The sequence below is a fragment of the Pseudanabaena sp. FACHB-1998 genome (assembly GCF_014696355.1).
Lineage (GTDB): Bacteria > Cyanobacteriota > Cyanobacteriia > Pseudanabaenales > Pseudanabaenaceae > Pseudanabaena.
Genome location: NZ_JACJQA010000014.1, coordinates 81,170 through 100,490, shown reverse-complemented (window position 1 = coordinate 100,490; position 19,321 = coordinate 81,170). Strand labels below are relative to the sequence as shown.

Genomic DNA, 19,321 nt, shown 5'->3' with positions numbered 1-19,321 from the left:
AAACTACTGATTAGGTAATCTGAGTATAGGTCTAAGAACTTTCTGTCCATACCTTTCAACCTCTGTCGGAGTCTATCTTTACTCTACTCTGTTTTCCTTCCACGTAACATCAGTTATTTAAGAGGATCAAGCTTGTAGTACGTTTTTAGAAGTTCATAAATATCATGATGCTTCTGATTTAATTGATGCGGCTTTTCAAAAAAAGCCTCAGTAATGACGGCAAAGAATTCCGCAGGATGAGTTGCGCCATAGGCATCAATGGTGGTCTTTTTACCAAGTTCCACTTGCTTACAAAGTTGCGTAAAAGACTCTGCCATTACCTTAGCCCATATTTTGTGATTAATTGATTCTGGCAAAATTGGCACACCTTCCGCTTCTCCATCCTCTTGATCTAATTGATGGGCAAACTCATGCAGCACCACATTATGACCATCCCGCCAATTTAAAGTATCTTGCTGAACTTGTTCCCAAGAGAGAATTAACTGATCCTTTGTCCATGATTCTCCCAACCTTACCACTTTGCGCTCTTCCACAACATAAAGATCATTCACAACCATCTCATCTACTACATAAGCATGGGGATAGACCAAAATAGAACGGAGGTTGGGGAAGTAGGTTTTCCGATCACCAAATAATAATAAACAGGCGATCGCCGCAATCGTTACCCGCATCTCTTCCGTGATTTGTAATCCCGCACAACCAATAAATTGCTTCTCCTTAAGAAATATTTGGATATTTCCTCGTAATTGCTTTTGCTGTTCCAATGAGAGGAAACCATAAATCGCTAAATTAGTTTCGACAATACTCAGCCAATGCCTTGGAAATGGCTGCTCCATCAGCTGATCGCGTTGCCATTTTCGCAATAAGGGATATATTAAAATGCCCATCGCGATCGCACTGATCACTATGGAAAATAAAGTCGCTAATACGATAGGAGGAAGCACAGGAAATTGATTTATGTGTTAGATACAGCTATAGAAAGCCCTATGGTAAAGCTGTTATCCATAAGGCGATAACTTAGCCTAGAATAACGTTAGAAAACTTAACTTTAATACGCACTGTTATGAAAGCTACTTGGATGCTGGTTGTAATTGCTATTTTATCGGTGTTCAACTTAAGTTGCAGTTCTCAAACTAATAAAGATGCATCTCAAGCCCAAACGCAGAGCCAAAAAGCGCCTGCCGCCGTAGATGTGGCGATCGCCAGTTTAGACTCACTGCAAGCCGAAACCGAATACGCAGGTACAACTGCGCCCATTCAAGAAGTGTCAGTGCGAGCGCGAATAGAAGGAAGATTATTAGCTTTAAATGTAGATATTGGCGATCGGGTCAATGCAGGGCAAGCGATCGCCCAGTTGGATGATGCGGTTCTCTCGGCGACTGTGCTGCAAGCGGATGCCGAAGTTGCGGCAAGGGAAGCGGAAGTCTCTCAGGCAAATGCGGCTGTGGGCAATGCTCGTGCCCAAGTAGAAAGAGCCAGACTGGAATATCAACAAGCACAAGCTGATGCGAATCGCTTCACCCAATTGGCTAAAGATGGAGCCGTATCTTCTCAAACTGCGGAGACTGCGATCACCCGTGCGCGATCAGCTGAGCAGTCTTGGCGATCGGCGGAGCAGCAGGTAAATCTGCAACAGCAAACCGTGGGCGCAAGCTCTCAAAGAGTTTTAGCCCAAGAAGCAATTAAATTAAGGGAACAGGAGCGCCAATCCTACACTACGATTACTGCACCAATTAGTGGTGTTGTGTTAGAGCGAGTTAGTGAAACTGGCAATCTTCTATTCGCAGGGAATGACGTTATAAAATTAGGTGATTTTAGCCAAGTTAAGGTAATTGTGCTGATTTCAGAACTGGAAATTAGCAAAGTTCGTTTAAATCAATCAGTTAATGTTCGGTTTGATACCTTCCCCAATCAGAAGTTTACAGGAACGGTGAGACGGATCTCACCAGTGGCTGATCCTGTGGCGAGATTAATTCCTGTGGAAGTTGTAGTTCCTAATCGCGACAATAAATTGGGGAGCGGTCAATTAGCGAGAGTGCAGTTTTCAAGTAGTCAGGCTCGCCAAATTGCGATCGCAGAAACTGCGCTGGAAGTAGCAGGACGACCGACTCAAGCACCTAAAGAGACGAATACAACTCAAGCGAAGCCAAAAACCGATACCAAGTCTAGTACTAATCCTAATGAAAAGGGCAAGCCCAAAACTGGCACAGTTTTTGTGATTACTGGTGATCAGAAAGAGCCAAAAGTGTCAGCGCGTAAAGTTACCCTTGGCGATCGCCGTGATGGCAAAGTTGTAATTCTCTCTGGTTTAAAGGAAGGCGATCGCCTTGTGGTCAGGAGTGGTGGCAAGTTACAGGATGGTGATGCTGTCAAGCTCAGCGTGTTATCGGAATCTTCTAAGTGATGATGTAACGCACGGAGTGCGTTACATCATCACCTTTTTTAAATTATTTTAAGAGGTAACTATGAGCAACCAAAACTCGTCCAGTCCAAAGCCGACAGGATTTAGCATTAGCGCCACAGCGATTCGCCGCCACATTGGTACGCTGATGCTGACGATCGCCATTTTTGTAATGGGCGCATTTTATATAACTCGCTTACAAGTGGACTTACTGCCATCGATTGTTTATCCCCGTATCGGCGTACAGATTGATGTTCCGGGAGTCTCTCCAGAGGTAGCCATTACCGAAGTCACTAAACCTCTAGAAGAAGCATTAGCAATTACTGAAGGTGTGAATCAGCTTTTTTCGCGTACTCGCGAAGGACAGGTGCGAGTCGATTTGTTTTTTGATGCAGGTAGTAATGTTGATCAGGCTCTGAATGACGCAGTGGCTAGCTTCAACCGAGGTCGGAGCCAGCTACCCGATGTTGTGGAGAATGAGAGAATTTTTAAATTTGATCCTTCCCAATTTCCGATCTATGAGCTTGCGCTCACATCGCCTTCCTTGTCATTGCCAGAGTTGCGACTATTTGCAGATGAGGAGTTGGGGCGTGAGCTAGCGATCGTGCCGGGTGTTGCGGGTGTTGATGTAGTTGGTGGCGTAAAGGAAGAGGTACAGGTCAATCTCGACTTGCCCCGCTTACAATCCGCAGGTGTAAGTGTTAATCAAGTTTTGAACGCATTGCGCGATCGCAATATTGATATTTCGGGGGGGAGGTTACGCAATGGTGCGGTCGAGCCACTGACTCGGGCGATCGGCAAGTTTAAAAATGCTCAAGAGCTAGAAAATTTATCCTTTGTCGTTGGTAATCCATCCAGTACAGCTCCGTCTAGACAAGTCTATTTGCGAGACTTTGCGGAAATTATTGACAGTACTGAAGAACAACGGGTTTTCACAACTTTAAATGGACAGCAAGCGGTGCGTTTGCTCATCACTAAGCAGCCTGATGCAAATACGATTGAAGTAATTGATCGCGTCAAAGAAAAAGTCGCCACTCTTCAGGAAAATGGCTTGATTCCCAGTGATGCAGAGATAACAGCCACCCTTGACGAGTCAAGACTGATCAGGGCTTCGGTTTCCAACGTAGTTTGGTCAGGGATTATTGGTTCTGCCTTAGCGGCGATCGCTGTGTTTTTATTTCTAGGGTCATTACGCCAGACTCTAATTATCACCCTTGCCATTCCCTTGGCGACCCTCGCCGCAATCATCTGTATGGGTATTTTTGGTTTCTCTCTCAACCTGTTCAGTTTAGGTGGACTTGCTCTCGGTGTGGGTATTGTTGTGGATAACTCGATTGTGATGTTAGAGAACATTACTATCGGCATTGAGAAAATTCGCAAGCGCAATGGTGGTGAGGCTAATTTTGATGACATTATCAATCAATCACAGGATAGCAGCGCTGAGATTGAATCAGCCCTAATTGCTTCTACTAGCACTAATCTTGTCGTAATTTTCCCATTTCTATTGTTAGGTGGATTTCTGGCACTACTATTCAATCAACTGATTCTGACCATTAGTTTTGCAGTACTTGCGTCGATTGTGATCGCGGTAACTGTCGTACCGATGATGGCTTCGCGACTACTAGCTATTCCTTGGTCAAGTCGTTTAAATGAATCTTGGTTTATGGTTGGATTTGAGCGTCGTTTTGCAGCGGCGACTCTTGGCTACGCAGGATTTTTAGCAAGGATTGTTCAATATCGCCTTTTGGTCATCATTGCTCTATTCGCCATCCTTGGCGGTGGCGGCTTCCTGATGGCACGACAACTTCCCCAAGAAATCATTCCCCAAGTCAAAACAGGTGATGTCAACGTCAATGCTCAATTTCCCGCAGGTACAACCCTTGCTGAGAACATTAAAGTGATGGAGCTGGTTGACGAAATTCTAATCAAGCAACCTGAAACAGCCTACTCATTTGCAACTATTGGCGGCGGTTCCTTTGGGAATAACGTTACTGCTAATCCTTTGCGTAGTGGTAGTACCGTTACACTCAAGCCAAATGCTGACCTGACGGGCTTTGTGAGTCGCGTGAATCGAGAAATTGCCAAACTAAATCTAGCAGGAATAAGAGTGAGGGTTAACCCTGGGCAAGTGCGCGGGATTATCGTTAACAATTCACCTGTACCCAGAACCGATATTGATGTCGTTTTGCAAGGTAATAATCCAGACCTATTGACGCAAGCAGGTTTAGAAGTTCTTAGTGCTTTGGAGAAGTCAGTCAAAGGAGCAACCTTCCGCCCTGATACTGATGCCCGTCAGCCTGAAGTCCAGATTATTCCTGATTGGGAACGTCTGCAAGCGCTAGGGTTATCCACGCAAGCGATCGGCTCCACTCTGCAAACTGCGATTACAGGTTCGGTTCCCACACAGTTACAACGTGGTGATCGCCTTGTCGATGTGCGCGTACAGCTTGATCCTGCGTTACGCCAAAACTCTTCGCAGTTGCAGCAAGTCCCTCTATTTGTCAGCAATAATCGCCCAGTCCGCCTCGCTGATGTGGCAACTTTGAGCGAAGGTCGCGCCCCAGGGGAAATTCAACGGATTAATCAACGTCAGGTTTACCTAATCCTCGGTAGTGTGGAGCGCGGCGCAAGTCTTAGTGATGCTCTCAAACAAACTGAACAGGCGATCGCGGAAATTGATTTACCCGATGGTGTCACCATATTACCTAGTTCCGCTAAAGCGGCTAATGACAACCTCTCTGGAGCCTTTGGAGTATTGGGGTTACTTGCATCATTCCTCGTATTTGTGGTGATGGCAGTACAGTACAACTCCTTGCTCGACCCATTAGTGATCATGCTGACGATTCCCCTTGCACTGGCTGGAGGTATTGTGGGGCTGTATGTGACCAATAGCTCGATTAATGTGATGGTGGTAATCGGTGTGATCTTGTTAATTGGGATCGTCGTGAATAATGCGATCGTGCTGGTAGAACTGGCGAACCAGTTACGCGAGGAACAGAAATGTAGTCGTATGCAGGCGATGTTACAAGCTGCACCTACCCGTTTACGTCCGATCTTGATGACTACGATTACCACTGTTGTCGGTGCATTTCCTCTAGCTCTTGGCGGCGGCGATGGCGGCGAATTTTTACAACCGCTTGGGATTGTGATTTTTTCTGGGTTAGCCCTTGCCACAATCCTGACCTTATTCCTAATTCCCTGCTCCTATGTGCTGATGCATGAGCTTAATTTGGCAAAATTGATTAAACTGCTTAGGTTTAACGTAATCCCCAAAATTCAAAGTCGATAAAACATAGAGAAGGCGGCGCTAAGCGCCGCCTTCTCTATGTTTTGGTATATCTCACGGCGGCGAGTAGTCCGTACTCTAAACCTTCGCCGATCGCCTTACAGGAAGCATCAATGATATTGTCAGAAACGCCTGCCGTTGACCATCTGCGTTTACCGTTGCTAAATTCGATTAATACTCTAGTTGTCGCCTGTGTGCCGCAGTCACTATTGAGAATCCGCACCTTGTAATCGGTGAGATAGAAGTTGGCAATTTCAGGATAGAAACTAATTAAAGCCTTTCTTAGAGCTAGATCTAGGGCGGACACGGGGCCGTTACCTTCGGCGGCTGTGAGATGTTCTTCGCCATTGACTACCACTTTGACGGTAGCTTGGGAATTCACATCTCCATTTAGCCGATCGCTATCGGTGGCGCAATAGACATAGAAATTACTAATCGTAAAAAACTTAGGGCGATCGCCTAACGCTTCGCGGACTAATAGCTCAAAACTCGCCTCGGCGGACTCGAACTGATAACCGATTTGTTCGAGTTCTTTAGTCATTTGCAAAATCTGCCGACAGGCGGGATCTTCTTTGCGGAGGCAGATGCCAAAGGTTTCTACCTTAGAAATGACATTGCTAATTCCGGCTTGCTCAGAGATTACAATCCGTCGATTGTTGCCGATGCTCTCAGGGGCAATATGCTCGTAAGTAAGCGGATTGCGCTGCACCGCGCTGACATGAATGCCTCCCTTATGGGCAAAGGCGGAAGCCCCGACAAAGGGAGCATGATCGTCGGGAGCAAGATTAACGATTTCACTAACTTGGCGCGAAACTTCCGTAAGTTGGGCGAGGTTATCGGCGGCGATGCAGTCATAGCCCATTTTTAGCTGCAAGTTGGGAATGACGGTGCAGAGATTGGCATTGCCACAGCGCTCACCATAGCCGTTAATTGTCCCCTGTACCATCGTTGCCCCATGCTGGACGGCGGCGATCGCATTGGCAACGGCTAAACCTGAGTCATTGTGGGGATGAATGCCAATTTGCGGAGAGGCGTTACCCCAAGCAATCAGGGATTCATAAACTATTTGTGTGATTTTAGCGACTTCATCGGGCAGAGTGCCGCCATTGGTGTCACAGAGAACAAACCATTCCGCCCCCGCCTCAAAAGCCGCCTTGAGTGTCTTAATGGCATAATCGGGATTATTTTTATAACCATCAAACCAATGCTCAGCATCATAAATAAGGCGGCGATCGCAACTTCTCAAATAGGCGATCGTATCGCCGATCATCTCTAGATTTTCATCTAAAGTAGTACGCAAACCTTCGATGACATGGAGATCCCACGATTTCCCAAAAATCGTAATCCATTTTGTTTCGGCTCCCAAAATTGGCCCAAGCATGGGATCATCCGCAGCCTTGATTCCCGCCCGTCGCGTCGAACAAAACACCACTAATTCGGCATGGCTAAGGCGATATTCTTGCATTCGTCGAAAAAATTCGCCATCCTTAGGATTTGCGCCCGCCCAACCCCCTTCGATAAAAGCAATCCCCATGAGATCGAGGCGATCGGCGATTCGCACCTTATCTTCCACTGATAACGACAACCCTTCGCGCTGAGTGCCATCCCGAAGAGTTGTGTCATATATGAAAATATGTTCACTAGAATTTGATGCGATATTATGCATATTTAAGAATATCTTTGAGGTTTACGCATGAGAAGGTTGCCTTAACTCGGTCATGGTCACAAATTTAGTCCCAGAACTTATCATTAGTATACTTTTGCTTTTTAAGATTTATTATCTCTAGCTACTTAGCATTTATACTTTGAGCATCTTTTGAATTTATAGAGATGAGTGCAGATAGACAGGTTACTCTCAAACGGCTATTACGGGCGATCGCACTTTCGGTCGGCGATTTTGCTTTGTTGCTGGCGCGTTTTAATTCGATAGAGGTGCGCGATCGCCTTGTGGCAGATTTAAAAGCACAATTGGGATCTAGTCTCTATAGATCGCCATATCACGGATGCGGATGGGGTGGTAAATCTTGTGGATATTATGGGTAAGGCGCTAGTACGATTTTATTAGGCTTGTTTCTTATGGCGGACCTCAAAGGAAAGTTGCGATCGATAAAAGCAAACGTCAAATTCCATAAAAAAGTTGACCTGACCTAAAATTAGCGGAACATTAGGCGCTTTTGTCCATGCAAATACTAACTTTGCGGTTTCAAAATCAGATACTTTCGCATTCAAAACAATCACACGCGCTTCAAATTGAGCAAGATTGCCTGTCAGTTGCAACGATGTTGTTTGTTCTTCCCAAATTGCACCAATCTCAATTCCTAACTGGTATGGCAAGACGTTAATAGTTGCGCCAGTATCAAGCAATCCATTTACTTGAATGGAGCGATCTTGATAATCAAGGGTGATGGGCAGTAATGGTCTAAATCCAGCTTCTCCAAGGGCAGGATCGAATGTGGTGTAGGAATATCCTTGAGGTTTACGCATGATTACTTTTTTCTGCTGCCAAAACTTTTAACATGGTATCTGCCGCTTCAAAAGCATCATAGGGCGACCAGATGGGATAGGACATATTTTGTCTGAGTAAGTCGGATTCGTCTTGTGCCAAGTCCGATACTAGGCATTGCATAACGTGTAATTTTTCAGCACGGTTTAGTTTCCGTAATAGCGGCATTAATTCGGTCATAGTCATAAATTTAGTCCATTAAATTACAGTTAGTATACTTTCGCTAATGGAGATCTTAAACTTTGCTTTTTAAGATTCATGATGTCTAGCTGCTTATCATTTATACTTTGAGCATCTTTTGAATTTATAGAGATGAGTGCAGATAGACAGGCTACTCTAAAACGGCTATTACGAGCGATCGCACTTTCTGAAGGCGATTTTGCTTTGTTGTTGGTACGTTGTAATTCGATAGAGGGTTAATGTCACATGTTTAGAAGCTTTTTGAGGAAAAACGATCGCTTGATTTAGAGGCAAAGGTTTCGTTGGTATTTGGGATTGAGTGGGGAGTGGTTCTGTGAAGGTAAATTTCTCAAAGTTGGCTATATTATTATATTCATCATGGCAAGAGATCGCCTGTTTTCATCATCAAATGCGATCGCTAATAGATAAAAGAGATCGCCTCAAATAACAAAAATTGAGTAAAGCAGAACTTGGCGATCACTCACTGTCACTTAGTATTCTCGAATTATAAACATTGGTTTACTAGACTTGGGCTGATTTTGCTTTTGGATGCGAATTAAGCGATCGCTAAGTTCTGTTGTTTGGGATTGCAAAAAGTCATTGATAAATTTGGCTTGTCTCTGATAGTCGCGATCGTCTTTACAAATAATGATGCCACTATGATTCATGCCGCTACGATGTAAGTTGATAAAATCATCACGATTAAAAGTTATTAGAATTCGGTTTTGGTTGGTGGCAAATCTTAGAACTTCAAGATCGGGAATACCTTGATTTGCTTGTCCTGCTTCGTAGGACGTGAGTACATCATGACCGTAATCACGCAGGATTTGCACAATATCGAACGCAAAGTTTTCGTTGGAATAGAATCTAGCCAATGATCGCTTCCTCTTGCTCGGATTGATGAGAGGCGATCGCGCGATCAATTTCTTCTTGATGGGTAGTGTAATAGAATTGGGCGTTGCTCAAGTCGTCTGTGGTTAATGAAGGGAAGTTGCGTAAAAGTTCTGGGGTATCGGCTCCTTGTTGTTGGAGTGAGATGATTGTCCAAACGGGGATGCGGGTGTTGCGGATTCTTGCATGACCGCCACATACGCCGATGGTTTTCTGGATTGTGCGAGATTTTAGTTTTTCTTGCAATAGGGCATATTCATCTGGTGCAAGGGATTCGATTACTTGGGCTAAGGATTCTACTAGCTTTGTATTCATAGCTTTGGGTTTATGTTCTTAACTTGATCGCTATCGCGCAATTCATTCCTGATTTCATCGGTATGTGGATGTCGTATAAAGAAGGCGATCGCTATTAAGCGGCGATTGATTGGATATTTTGATATTCGGATTCCTTAATCTGACTAATCTCCCAATTGTTTTGAAGATTTAGCCAAAATTGAGGGCTTGCTCCCAAGGCACGAGACAGTTTCATGGCTATTAATGCGTTAATATCCTTCTTGCCATCACAAATATCGTGAATTATGTTGGGTGGTACTTCTATATGATTAGCTAAGGCTTCAGAGGAGATATTAATTTCTTCTAGTTCATCCTGTAAGACTTTTCCGGGGTGAATAGGTGTTAGGTGTAGTTGCTGCATGATTGGTTCTAGTACAAGTTTTATGGTTTAACAAATAATTTAAGACTGTCAATTATGATAGTCAATGATTTCTACATCATAAGCATTCTCTTTTAGCCATCGGAAGCAAATACGATATTGATCGTTGATTCGGATACTATATTGTCCTTCTCTATCTCCAATCAAAATTTCTAACCGATTCCCACGAAGTTCACGTAAGTCTTCAAGTGAGCTTGCCGCAGAGATCCGCGCAAGCTTGATTTGAGCCTTTTGATGTAAGGGTTTTGGCAAAAGTTTTAAGCTGTTTTTTGTGACGCGACCATAGTTTATGTCTTCGGTTGCTTTATTCCGAAAGTTATAAATTGCCACTTATATCAACACTTTTGTAAATCATCACTATTCAATCACAAGTTAGCATAGCGATCGCCGATACAATCACCTGCATCTTAAAAATATAACTAAAAAACATAAATCAATTAAGCGATCGCTTGTTGGCTGAACCATTACCAAACGTTACAGGAGGTCTTGACGCTGCGCTTTTGGGCGAAGTTGACGATTCCTAGTGGAGAGCAGGGATTGCTATTTTTTGCTCCCAGCTAGAAAAGATCACTCTTTTGTAGAGGGTTTCGTTTGTTTGATGAATAGTTCATAGAATCCGAGCAAGGTGAGCTTATGCAAATCTACAGGTTGCCAGATTACATTTACAGATCAAATTTGAAAGTTGTATTCACAATTTGCCTCCATACTCCTGAATGGCAGTTGATCATTATATAGCCTCGTTTAATAATCATATATAGAAATCACAGCTAAAAAAGCCAAAGACTTTCTCCGCAATGTTTTTAAGCGCAAAACGTAAAACACGTAAATATCGTAAAACATTATTGACATATTGTGGGTAGGTATGCAATCATTCAATACATAGATTACAGGTCGAGTAATGAAAGATATTATTAATCAGTAGGAAGTCATGAGTTACAGTTTTAAACAGATTCCAATGTCTGAGATGAGAGTGAGTTTGCCTAAAATCAGGCGACTTGTTCAATTGGGAAAGCAACGAATTGTTGTCACCTATTATGGTGAAATTGTAGGTTTCCTCCTGCCTATAGATGATTTAGAGAGGGAGGAAATACCTATTGCTTCAACAGAAGAAATGCAATTAACGCAATTTCGGGATCACATGACAGAAGCGTGGGAACTTCTACAGTCTGGTATAGATTGTATATATTTAACTTTCCACAATAGAAAAGTACTAGTTTTTCTTAGCCCAAAACTATCTCAGCATCTTTCTTTTCCCGTCATTGGCAATGCCAATAAAATGTTTCTTCTCTCAACTCAACTTGAAAATTCAACCGCTAAAGGAGAACAAAATTATGTTTCAATTTGATTATGCTTCCTCCGACGTAAAACAAAAGCTTTGTGAGTATCAGAAAGGAGGAGTGTTTTGGGATGAAATGGTCGAAGATGAACTGAAACCTGTACTACAGCAGTTAAGAGCAACAGGAGAGACAATTTCAGATGTTGGAATCAATATCTGTGGAATCAACCATCAAATCACAGGTAGAACATTTGAGATTGTCTATGCTGTCTTCCCAGAAAAGAAGCTCATCAAATTCTACGAATGTAACTTCCTTTCTCAAGACATCGATTGGCGTGAAATTCTTCGGAGAAGTTTGCATTTCAGCATAGGAGAAATCAATATTCCCCAAATTGGGATTAAGCGGATTATGCTCGCTTTGGAGTTAATATATCAGGGACACAACACTGCTTACGAACTAGGATTGCATGGTGGTAGTAAGGCTAAGAATAAAAAAGACATTGCTAGATACGGGCAATATAATGCCAGCTTTTTGAAAGAACTTGGATTGATTAAAATCCATAAATCTGAACACCAAACTCAAGGAGTTTATGAATGTATTGAGATAATTCGTTCTAGTTTTGCTAATGGAGATCATCAAAATATTCAACGTCTAGTTGCTGAATCTCTTCTTGGATTTCCTGTCATTAAACTTGCCATTCAAGAAACAACTAAGGGAGAGAAAGAATTGACCATCAAGTTGCTGCAAGATATTTTCAAACAACTGGATATCACAGATTGTGGTGGAAAAACAGAGCCTAGACGAGCGCAGTCAGTTCGTGGTCTGATCAATTGGGTCTCTCGTGAAGCTGGAATTCCTATTAGACGAGAAGGGCAAAAACATCTTCAAGAATATCTTGATCTTGACATTTTTAATTATGTATGAAAAATCATCAGTTTGAATTTAAATCGCAACATAAAGTTGGTAAGCAAGGCGAAAGAATTTTAGATGAATGGCTTAGCCAGACATACACTATCTCTGATGTATCTGATAATCCAGAATATCAAGAAATAGGAATAGATCGTCTTTTGTCTTGCTCCAACGGTTTTACTGTTTCTGCTGAATACAAATGTGATGTAGTCGCTAAACGAACAGGAAATCTTTTCTTTGAGACTATTTCTGTTGACTCCAAAAACATTCCAGGATGGGGATGGAGTTCACAAGCTGACTGCTGGATTTTCTTAATACCTAATCAAGAAATTCTAATCGTTAAGCCATCTCTCCTAAGAGCTTTAGTATGGCAAAAATATCGTGAAGCACATGAAAAGAAGGTTCCCAATCAGGACTATAACACTTTTGGATTGCCTATTTCTTTACTTGATGTACGCCCAATTGCAAATCAAGTCCAAAAACTTAACAGCTTATTCTAGTTAAATTAAGCTAGAGAATATTGAGAGTGACAATAGGAGAACAACAAAATGACGTTTAGAGAACAACTTAGCAAAGAACTTGAACAAGCCCCCGAATCATTAGTTGAAGAAATCCTTGACTTTTGCCTATTTCTCAAACAACGTCAGCAAGCCAAAGTTAACAATCAAGCAACTGAAACAAAAACAAACGGAATTCTCGACCTATTAGAGCGAGTCAAAGAAATTCAAGCCTAAGTTCCCAACGAAGAATGGGACAAACTTCCCCATGATGGATCAATTAACCATGACCATTATCTTTATGGTTCTCCAAAGATTGAAGCATGAAAACAGTTTTTGCTGATACAGGATATTGGATCGCCCTACTCGATCCTCAAGATACACTTTACTCAAAAGCAATGAATCTAAGCATCACATTCACTCAAGTATCATTTCACCAGTGAAATGATACTTGAGGAACGCAACTAATATTTTAACGAATTTCATTTTGATTTTGGTTTCAACCTAAAAATAGCAAAAATCGTAAAACTATTTACCCATCGCTTTAACTAAGAAAATGCCACCAAAGTATAAAATGCCGACTGCACCAGCCAATAAACTTTGGGTCATGGGATCAGTTGATGGAGTCAACACCGCACCTAAAATTACTGCACCCAGAACAACATAGCGCCAACCCGCCAACATCCTTTTAGAACTCACAATACCTGTCATGGCTAACAAAGCCTGTATCACGGGTATCTGGAATGCTAAGCCTGTGCTGAAAAGTAGCAATAGGACAAACTCAAAATAGCGATCGATTGACCAAAACTGCTCAACCACATCCCCGCCATAGCTGATAAAGAAATTAAGCGCCGCAGGGATTAATAACTCATAGGCAAAGACAATCCCTAAAACAAATAAAATGCTAGAGCCGAAAACAATCGGCGCGATCGCCCGTTTTTCCTTGCGCGTAAGTCCGGGCAGAATAAATCTGACAATTTGGTACAAAATTGCAGGGCTTGCCACTAATAGACCACTGTAGCCAGCCACCTTAATCGACACAAAGAAATATTCCCCCGGGGCAAGTTGCAAAAATTTCACACCTTGAGCAGGGATTTCTAGCAGAGCCACAATTTTATTAACCAAGGCAAAGCAGCCAATTACCCCCACAAACACCGCAATGAGGGCATAAAAAATTCGCGATCGCAATTCCTCTAAGTGATCGAAGAGGGACATCTCCACATCCTCAAGATCATCCACTACATCAAGATCATCATCGACTTGTGGCTCATCAACAATTTGGGTATCGACTTGAGTATCGACAATGGCGATCGCCTCCGTATTTACTGGCTCCATAGCTGATGCATCTGCCAAATCTTTTGGTTGCTCTGCTTCACTTACCGTCTCTAGCATGGTGTCGTTACTAAAAATCTACTTGTCGATCGCTTAACTCGATTGCTTAAAAACTATCAAATAATCAAAGTATCGCTGTCGCCAAGTATATCAAGAAAAACCCAAAGAGAGTTGCGACAAAAAGTGCTGCAACTATAAGCAATGCTTCAAGAGTAAAGGCTGGGCGAAGCCCAGCCTTTACTCTTGAAGTGCGCCCAGCTACTGAGATTGTAAGTTTTCTAACATTTAGCGGTAAAAAACGAAGGTAATGTTAGTTTTAATATGTTTATAGCTGTCGTCAGTCTTGTTAGGATACAAAATCAGAAGTGAGTGGCGGCGCGAAGCGCCACCACTCACTTCTGGGGTTTTGGTTCCGTCTCACTACAAATGACGATAGCCGCAGAAGACGCATTTATGTTGCATTTCTCTCTGTAAAGTTTTAGGAAAGTTGGCATGGCTTTATTTAAAATTCTCGGTTTATTGGCGATCGCCAGTAGTGTATTTTCCTTAAATACCGAATATCTAAACGCCCAGATCGCGATCGGACAAAATCAGTCCAAAGCAATTTCCCCCGCGCAACAAATGCTATTAGAGATGCAGCAAACTAATGCTCCTGCGGTGGGTGGCGGCAGTATGCAACTATTGCGATTTTCTCAAAACAATCTTTCCTTTGCGCCTCTCGAAGGTTTAGATAGATTTCTTAATTGGCGACTTCCAGAAAAAGAAGTGATTACCGATCGCCAAACTATGGGCGATCGCATTGCCAACTTTAAAAAGCAACAACGTCAGCAAATAATTTCCGATGGAGAAATGTTTGAAGCCATTAATCGCATCTCCCAATAGATGAGAGATATATGGCTTCGCCATATATCTCTCATCTATTCACTTACCAATAGTCAGGGTGCATTTTTTGCCCCGCACCCCTGACTGTTGCCATTCTCGCAAGAAGACGAGTTGCGGCGCGAAGCGCCGCAACTCGTCTTCTTGGGTTTTGATTTGAGAGTGCGTCCCTTTGGACGCACTCTCAAATCATTTAGGATTGCTATATTAGTGAATATATTTATTTAGATAAGCTATGCGCTACCGTCGCTTTGGTAAAACTGAAATGCTCCTATCCGTATTTTCTCTGGGAGCAATGCGCTATTTAGAATCAGCCGACAATGCCCATAGAACTATTTTACGAGCCTTAGAGGTGGGGATTAATCACATTGAAACTGCTCAAGGCTACGGAAAGAGCGAAGAATATATCGGTCAAGCGATGCGAAATGGATTGAAACAACAACGCGATCGCTTTTATTTAACCACCAAAATTTCACCCACTAAAGACGCAGACTCTATGCGTCGTCAGATCGAACATGCACTCAAAAAAATGAATGTGGACTATATCGATAACTTCGATATTCATGGGATTAATCTATCCGAACATATCGAACTAGTGACAAATCCCAATGGATGCATGAAGGCAGTAAGAGAAGCCATCGATCAAAAAATGATTGGACATGTGGGATTCTCCACCCATGCCCCTTTGAACGTCATTCTCGATACGATTCGCACAGATTTATTTGAATCGGTCAATTTACATTACTACTACTTCAATCAACGCAATGCTCCTGCGGTGCAACTAGCCCATGAAAAAGATATGGGTGTATTTATCATTTCACCTTCCGATAAAGGCGGAATGCTCTACAATCCTTCAGAAGAATTAGCAGGGGTTTGCTATCCATTTACCGCCCTATATATGTGCGATCGCTTTTTGCTAAGCGATCCGCGAGTTCATACCCTCAGCCTTGGGGCAGCGATCCCCTCAGAAGTAGATTCCCATCAAGACGCATGGGACAATGACTCGCCGATGTCGGAGCTAGAGCAAGCGGTTCTCGATTGCATGAATCGGCGCTACACATTGCTAGATAAAGATCTGTGTTCTCAATGTTATCAATGCCTACCCTGTCCTGAAAGCATTAATATTCCTGAAGTCCTAAGGCTGCGAAATTTAGTGATCGGCTTTGATATGGTGGAGTTTGGCAAGTATCGTTACAAAATGTTTGAGAATGCGGGACATTGGTTTCCCGGAACTAAAGCAATTCGCTGTACTGATTGCGGCGATTGCTTACCGAGATGTCCCGAAAATCTGGATATACCAAAGCTGTTAAGAGATACTCACGATCGCCTCCATGGTCAAGAGGGTAGACGTTTGTGGGAATAGGACTTTTGATGGCACAGCCACACTGTGTCATCAAAATTAAATTACGAAACCCTAAGCAACTTTTTTGCTATCCTAGATCGCTGTGCCAATATTAGTAATTGCAGTTTATAACCTGTAATTTATAAAATAATCTCCTTCATAACCCCTTAAATAAATCTATGGCTTCTAGTTATTCCTTTGATATTGTGAGCGATTTCGACCATCAAGAACTGGTCAATGCGATCGATCAAACGCGCCGTGAAATTGTCAGCCGCTATGACCTCAAAAGTACGAATACTGAAGTTGAACTAGAAAAGGAACTAATCACTATTAAAACTAATAGCGAAATGACCTTAACTGCGGTAGTTGATGTGTTGCAATCTAAGTCCATTAAGCGTGGTTTATCGCTGAAAATTTTTGACTATGGCGAAATTGAGTCGGCTAGCGGCAATCGCGTCATTCAAAAAATCAAGCTCAAGCGTGGCATCGAACAGGATCAAGCAAAAAAACTATCTAAGACTATCCGTGATAATTTTCCTAAGTCCCAAGCTTCCATACAAGGCGATGCTTTGCGGGTCACTTCCAAATCTAAAGACGAGCTACAGGAAATTATCCAACTTGTCAAAGGCGAGGATTTCCCCCTAGCCTTACAATTTACCAACTATCGTTAAGTATTACGGGCGATTGGCACTGTAATACTTAAGCTAAAAATAGCTACTCCCTTCCCACTTACATCAAACCAAAATAAGTAAAGGCGGCGCGAAGCGCCGCTTTTACTTATTTTAGTTTGATTTGTCCTAGATATGCTAGGCTATGGCAACCGTATAGGATTTGCGATACCGCACATGGAATCTTTGCCTGAATCCCCAAAAACTTTTGGCGATCTTGTTAAGACTGATCCTGAATTACCCGTCGAATTGTCGGCTGGGGCAAGTCCTGCATCTTTAGCGAAATCTTCATCAACACCATCCGTTAGTGATCCACGCGATCGCTTTACATGGGCAAATTTTGGTATTGTTTTAAGTATTCCATTAGTGGGGGGACTAATTGGATTAGGGGTAGTTTATCTCGCCAATCCTTTAGCGATTAGTTGGCTAGGTTCGTCTGAAGCTCCCGCATTTTATTCCAATTCTCTATGGAACATTCCTAAAAGTATTTCTCAAATCCAATCAGAACTAAAGCGAAACCAGCTTAAGTTAGGCGAGAGTTTTGGACTAAAGGAGGGAGAAACTCTTTATACGGTACTGGAAACAGAGACCCAAAATATACGCGAAATTCGTCTCTATCAGTCTGTCATGGATCGAGGTGTAGAAAAGCTTCTGTTAATCAGCACAACCACCATTTCAGGAATTGATGAATACTTTGTGCGATCGCCTCTGCTCAAATACATCACCTATAACCCTCCCGAAAGACTGCAACCAAACCGCAACCGTTTACCCTTAAAAAGGCTTTCCCTTTTAGATAATTCACCCAAGGATATTGGTGGATTAAAAAATGGGATTTGGTTTACGACTTCTGGCAATGTCGATGGCATTACCTATGGACAAATCTACTATTTTGCCGCCGATAAGAGATCGCAACTATTTGAGTTAGATGCTTGGAATAGTCCTGCGGGGGAGCTTCCGAAATGGCGGAATGTATTATCGAACAATAATTCCTCTCAGTTAGTTGTTAACCAAAGTCAAGAATTTGAACCAGCATTCTTGATTTATCAACCAGAAGAAGTGATTCTCAATTCCATTCGCAAAATCCAATTACGACAGATAAACCTCAACGAAGCTAAAAATCAGCCCAAGGCATATCAAGACGCTCTATTAATGGCAAGTGTAGGACTATGGACACCTGCTCTTGAAAAGTTCAATTTCATGGTTACCGAATTGCGTTCTCAAGGCAAAACTCTACCGCCCTTTATTCAAGAGCAGTATGACCTAATTAGTTTGCATTCTAAAATCACCTTTGAGCAAGCTCAAAATCCTAATTCCAATCTGGGGGAAAGAGCTTTGATTAATATCATTGATGGCAGATGGAATGATGCCCTCGCGATCGCTAATGATCCCAGTTATAAAGGCGATAAAATTGCGGAAATGCTGGCGAAATATCATCCACACATTTGGCAAAGGGTGATGACGATGCTGAGCTTTACGGGAGCCAAGGAAATTAAGATCTGGGGTGGCTTGGTGGTATTACATCGCAATGGCTTGCGGCGTGCTGAGCAATGGTTGCGATCGCAAAATGTGGATGCTAAAGATTCCAATCAATTATTGCAACGCCTCGATCTCGCGCCAATTTATTTAAAACCGCAGCAATTATTAGGAACTGTGTCTTACATCGGCAAAGGAAATGCTGGTGCAGATTGGTTCTTGCCTCCGCCAAAGCTGGATGCTGGTCAGGCTTGGTATGAGGTGAGTATTGATTTGATTAAGGATGGCGATCGCTGGCGCAATGATCCTTTTCCCGAATTAAGCGATCGATCTTCCATATTGTTGTGGCGCGTTTTAGGGCTTTCGCTTAATAATAATTTGGGAGTAGTGACCTATGATGCCTATGGCAAGTCCCAAACAGCGACTTTAACAGCCCAATCCCTCTGGGTAAGTGATGGCGGTCGATTAAAGATTCTGGCTTCAGGTGATATTTCTCTTGCCTCAATCCTTAATAAAAGCGTGATTGCCCCCCTTGTGACCAGTGGTGGAATTTTCGATCCGCCAAAAGGATCTTCCGTTGATTGGCAATCCCTCTCTCCTAAAACGATTGAAAAGCTAATCAGAGCGATGTATCGCGAATTACAACGGAACGGGCAGGTCTCCGTAAGTATTGAAGATTTTAGCTTGTTAGTGCAGCAGCAATGGACTTTATCGGCGGTAAATCTTGATGGTTCTGGTAAATCAGAATACTTACTCTTGCTCAATCGAGAACAAATTGATTTAGGCGATCGCCATTATCCGCTAGCGATTACCTTTGCGAACGACGGTTCGCTAATCTTTAGTGATATGAATGGCGGGAGGGTTTGGATTGATGTTTTACCCAGCAATGTCGATGGGCAAATTCTCACGCTCCGTAATGGTCGCTACGAGATGTGGAATTTCCGTTAATTATCAAACCCCAAAAGATGAGT

General features: G+C 42.7%; 20 protein-coding genes. 11 read left to right on the top strand and 9 right to left on the bottom strand.

Features of this window, described 5'->3' with window-relative positions:
* Positions 1–113: 113 nt before the first annotated feature.
* A complete protein-coding gene (locus tag H6F42_RS06130) occupies positions 114–887 on the bottom strand; it encodes a M90 family metallopeptidase (RefSeq protein ID WP_190398479.1) in 774 nt (257 codons plus the stop codon).
* 176 nt (positions 888–1,063) lie between these two features.
* Between H6F42_RS06130 and H6F42_RS06125 the strand changes: the two genes are divergently transcribed.
* Together H6F42_RS06125 and H6F42_RS06120 are read left to right on the top strand one after the other, a co-directional pair.
* On the top strand, positions 1,064–2,404 hold the full coding sequence (locus H6F42_RS06125) for an efflux RND transporter periplasmic adaptor subunit (protein WP_190398473.1): 1,341 nt from the start codon (positions 1,064–1,066) through the stop codon (positions 2,402–2,404).
* Between the two features lie 61 nt (positions 2,405–2,465).
* Entirely contained in the window at positions 2,466–5,690 is a 3,225-nt protein-coding gene (locus tag H6F42_RS06120) for an efflux RND transporter permease subunit (RefSeq protein ID WP_190398472.1), read from the top strand.
* A gap of 34 nt (positions 5,691–5,724) precedes the next feature.
* On the opposite strand, the gene cimA is transcribed toward H6F42_RS06120, so the two are convergent.
* Positions 5,725–7,353: a citramalate synthase gene (gene cimA, locus H6F42_RS06115; protein WP_190398471.1), complete on the bottom strand. Its 1,629-nt coding sequence runs from the start codon at positions 7,351–7,353 to the stop codon at positions 5,725–5,727.
* Positions 7,354–7,517: 164 nt separating this feature from the next.
* Here cimA and H6F42_RS06110 point away from each other — a divergent pair, with 164 nt between their 5' ends.
* Positions 7,518–7,730, top strand: a complete 213-nt coding sequence (locus tag H6F42_RS06110; protein WP_190398470.1) for a hypothetical protein — start codon at positions 7,518–7,520, stop codon at positions 7,728–7,730.
* An 18-nt stretch (positions 7,731–7,748) separates the two neighbouring features.
* On the opposite strand, the gene H6F42_RS06105 is transcribed toward H6F42_RS06110, so the two are convergent.
* The 6 genes from H6F42_RS06105 to H6F42_RS06080 form a co-directional block, all read right to left on the bottom strand.
* Positions 7,749–8,171: a hypothetical protein gene (locus H6F42_RS06105; RefSeq protein WP_190398469.1), complete on the bottom strand. Its 423-nt coding sequence runs from the start codon at positions 8,169–8,171 to the stop codon at positions 7,749–7,751.
* Positions 8,164–8,376, bottom strand: coding sequence for a hypothetical protein (locus tag H6F42_RS06100; RefSeq protein WP_190398468.1), 213 nt, complete (start codon positions 8,374–8,376; stop codon positions 8,164–8,166). Before H6F42_RS06100 ends, H6F42_RS06105 begins: the two co-directional genes overlap by 8 nt.
* Positions 8,377–8,861: 485 nt before the next feature.
* Positions 8,862–9,245 carry a DUF5615 family PIN-like protein gene (locus H6F42_RS06095; protein WP_190398467.1) on the bottom strand — a complete coding sequence of 128 codons (384 nt, stop codon included), beginning with the start codon at positions 9,243–9,245 and terminating at the stop codon, positions 8,862–8,864.
* Entirely contained in the window at positions 9,238–9,576 is a 339-nt protein-coding gene (locus H6F42_RS06090; protein WP_190398466.1) for a DUF433 domain-containing protein, read from the bottom strand. The genes H6F42_RS06095 and H6F42_RS06090 overlap by 8 nt, the downstream gene beginning before the upstream one ends.
* A 94-nt stretch (positions 9,577–9,670) precedes the next feature.
* Positions 9,671–9,955, bottom strand: a complete 285-nt coding sequence (locus H6F42_RS06085) for a HigA family addiction module antitoxin (RefSeq protein ID WP_190398465.1) — start codon at positions 9,953–9,955, stop codon at positions 9,671–9,673.
* A gap of 48 nt (positions 9,956–10,003) precedes the next feature.
* On the bottom strand, positions 10,004–10,303 hold the full coding sequence (locus tag H6F42_RS06080; protein ID WP_347272289.1) for a type II toxin-antitoxin system RelE/ParE family toxin: 300 nt from the start codon (positions 10,301–10,303) through the stop codon (positions 10,004–10,006).
* 598 nt (positions 10,304–10,901) lie between these two features.
* On the opposite strand from H6F42_RS06080, the gene H6F42_RS06075 reads away from it, so the two are divergent.
* From H6F42_RS06075 to H6F42_RS06060, 4 genes are read left to right on the top strand one after another with little or no spacing between them, the layout of a single operon-like run.
* On the top strand, positions 10,902–11,318 hold the full coding sequence (locus tag H6F42_RS06075; RefSeq protein WP_190398464.1) for a prevent-host-death family protein: 417 nt from the start codon (positions 10,902–10,904) through the stop codon (positions 11,316–11,318).
* Positions 11,305–12,174, top strand: a complete 870-nt coding sequence (locus tag H6F42_RS06070; RefSeq protein WP_190398463.1) for a hypothetical protein — start codon at positions 11,305–11,307, stop codon at positions 12,172–12,174. The genes H6F42_RS06075 and H6F42_RS06070 overlap by 14 nt, the downstream gene beginning before the upstream one ends.
* The gene (locus tag H6F42_RS06065) at positions 12,171–12,659 is read left to right on the top strand and encodes a hypothetical protein (RefSeq protein ID WP_190398462.1); all 489 of its coding nucleotides are present in this window, start codon (positions 12,171–12,173) and stop codon (positions 12,657–12,659) included. The genes H6F42_RS06070 and H6F42_RS06065 overlap by 4 nt, the downstream gene beginning before the upstream one ends.
* A gap of 48 nt (positions 12,660–12,707) precedes the next feature.
* Positions 12,708–12,893: a DUF2281 domain-containing protein gene (locus H6F42_RS06060; protein WP_190398461.1), complete on the top strand. Its 186-nt coding sequence runs from the start codon at positions 12,708–12,710 to the stop codon at positions 12,891–12,893.
* 291 nt (positions 12,894–13,184) lie between these two features.
* On the opposite strand, the gene tatC is transcribed toward H6F42_RS06060, so the two are convergent.
* On the bottom strand, positions 13,185–13,871 hold the full coding sequence (tatC, locus tag H6F42_RS06055; protein WP_347272290.1) for a twin-arginine translocase subunit TatC: 687 nt from the start codon (positions 13,869–13,871) through the stop codon (positions 13,185–13,187).
* Between the two features lie 609 nt (positions 13,872–14,480).
* Here tatC and H6F42_RS06050 point away from each other — a divergent pair.
* The 4 genes from H6F42_RS06050 to H6F42_RS06035 all read left to right on the top strand — a co-directional run bounded on the left by H6F42_RS06050 (position 14,481) and on the right by H6F42_RS06035 (position 19,298).
* Complete coding sequence (locus H6F42_RS06050; protein ID WP_190398459.1) at positions 14,481–14,870, top strand: hypothetical protein; 390 nt, start codon at positions 14,481–14,483, stop codon at positions 14,868–14,870.
* 232 nt (positions 14,871–15,102) lie between these two features.
* Positions 15,103–16,230, top strand: a complete 1,128-nt coding sequence (locus H6F42_RS06045; protein WP_190398458.1) for an aldo/keto reductase — start codon at positions 15,103–15,105, stop codon at positions 16,228–16,230.
* Positions 16,231–16,388: 158 nt separating this feature from the next.
* Positions 16,389–16,880, top strand: coding sequence for a YajQ family cyclic di-GMP-binding protein (locus tag H6F42_RS06040; protein WP_190398457.1), 492 nt, complete (start codon positions 16,389–16,391; stop codon positions 16,878–16,880).
* Between the two features lie 174 nt (positions 16,881–17,054).
* A complete protein-coding gene (locus tag H6F42_RS06035) occupies positions 17,055–19,298 on the top strand; it encodes a hypothetical protein (RefSeq protein ID WP_190398456.1) in 2,244 nt (747 codons plus the stop codon).
* Positions 19,299–19,321 lie beyond the last annotated feature (23 nt).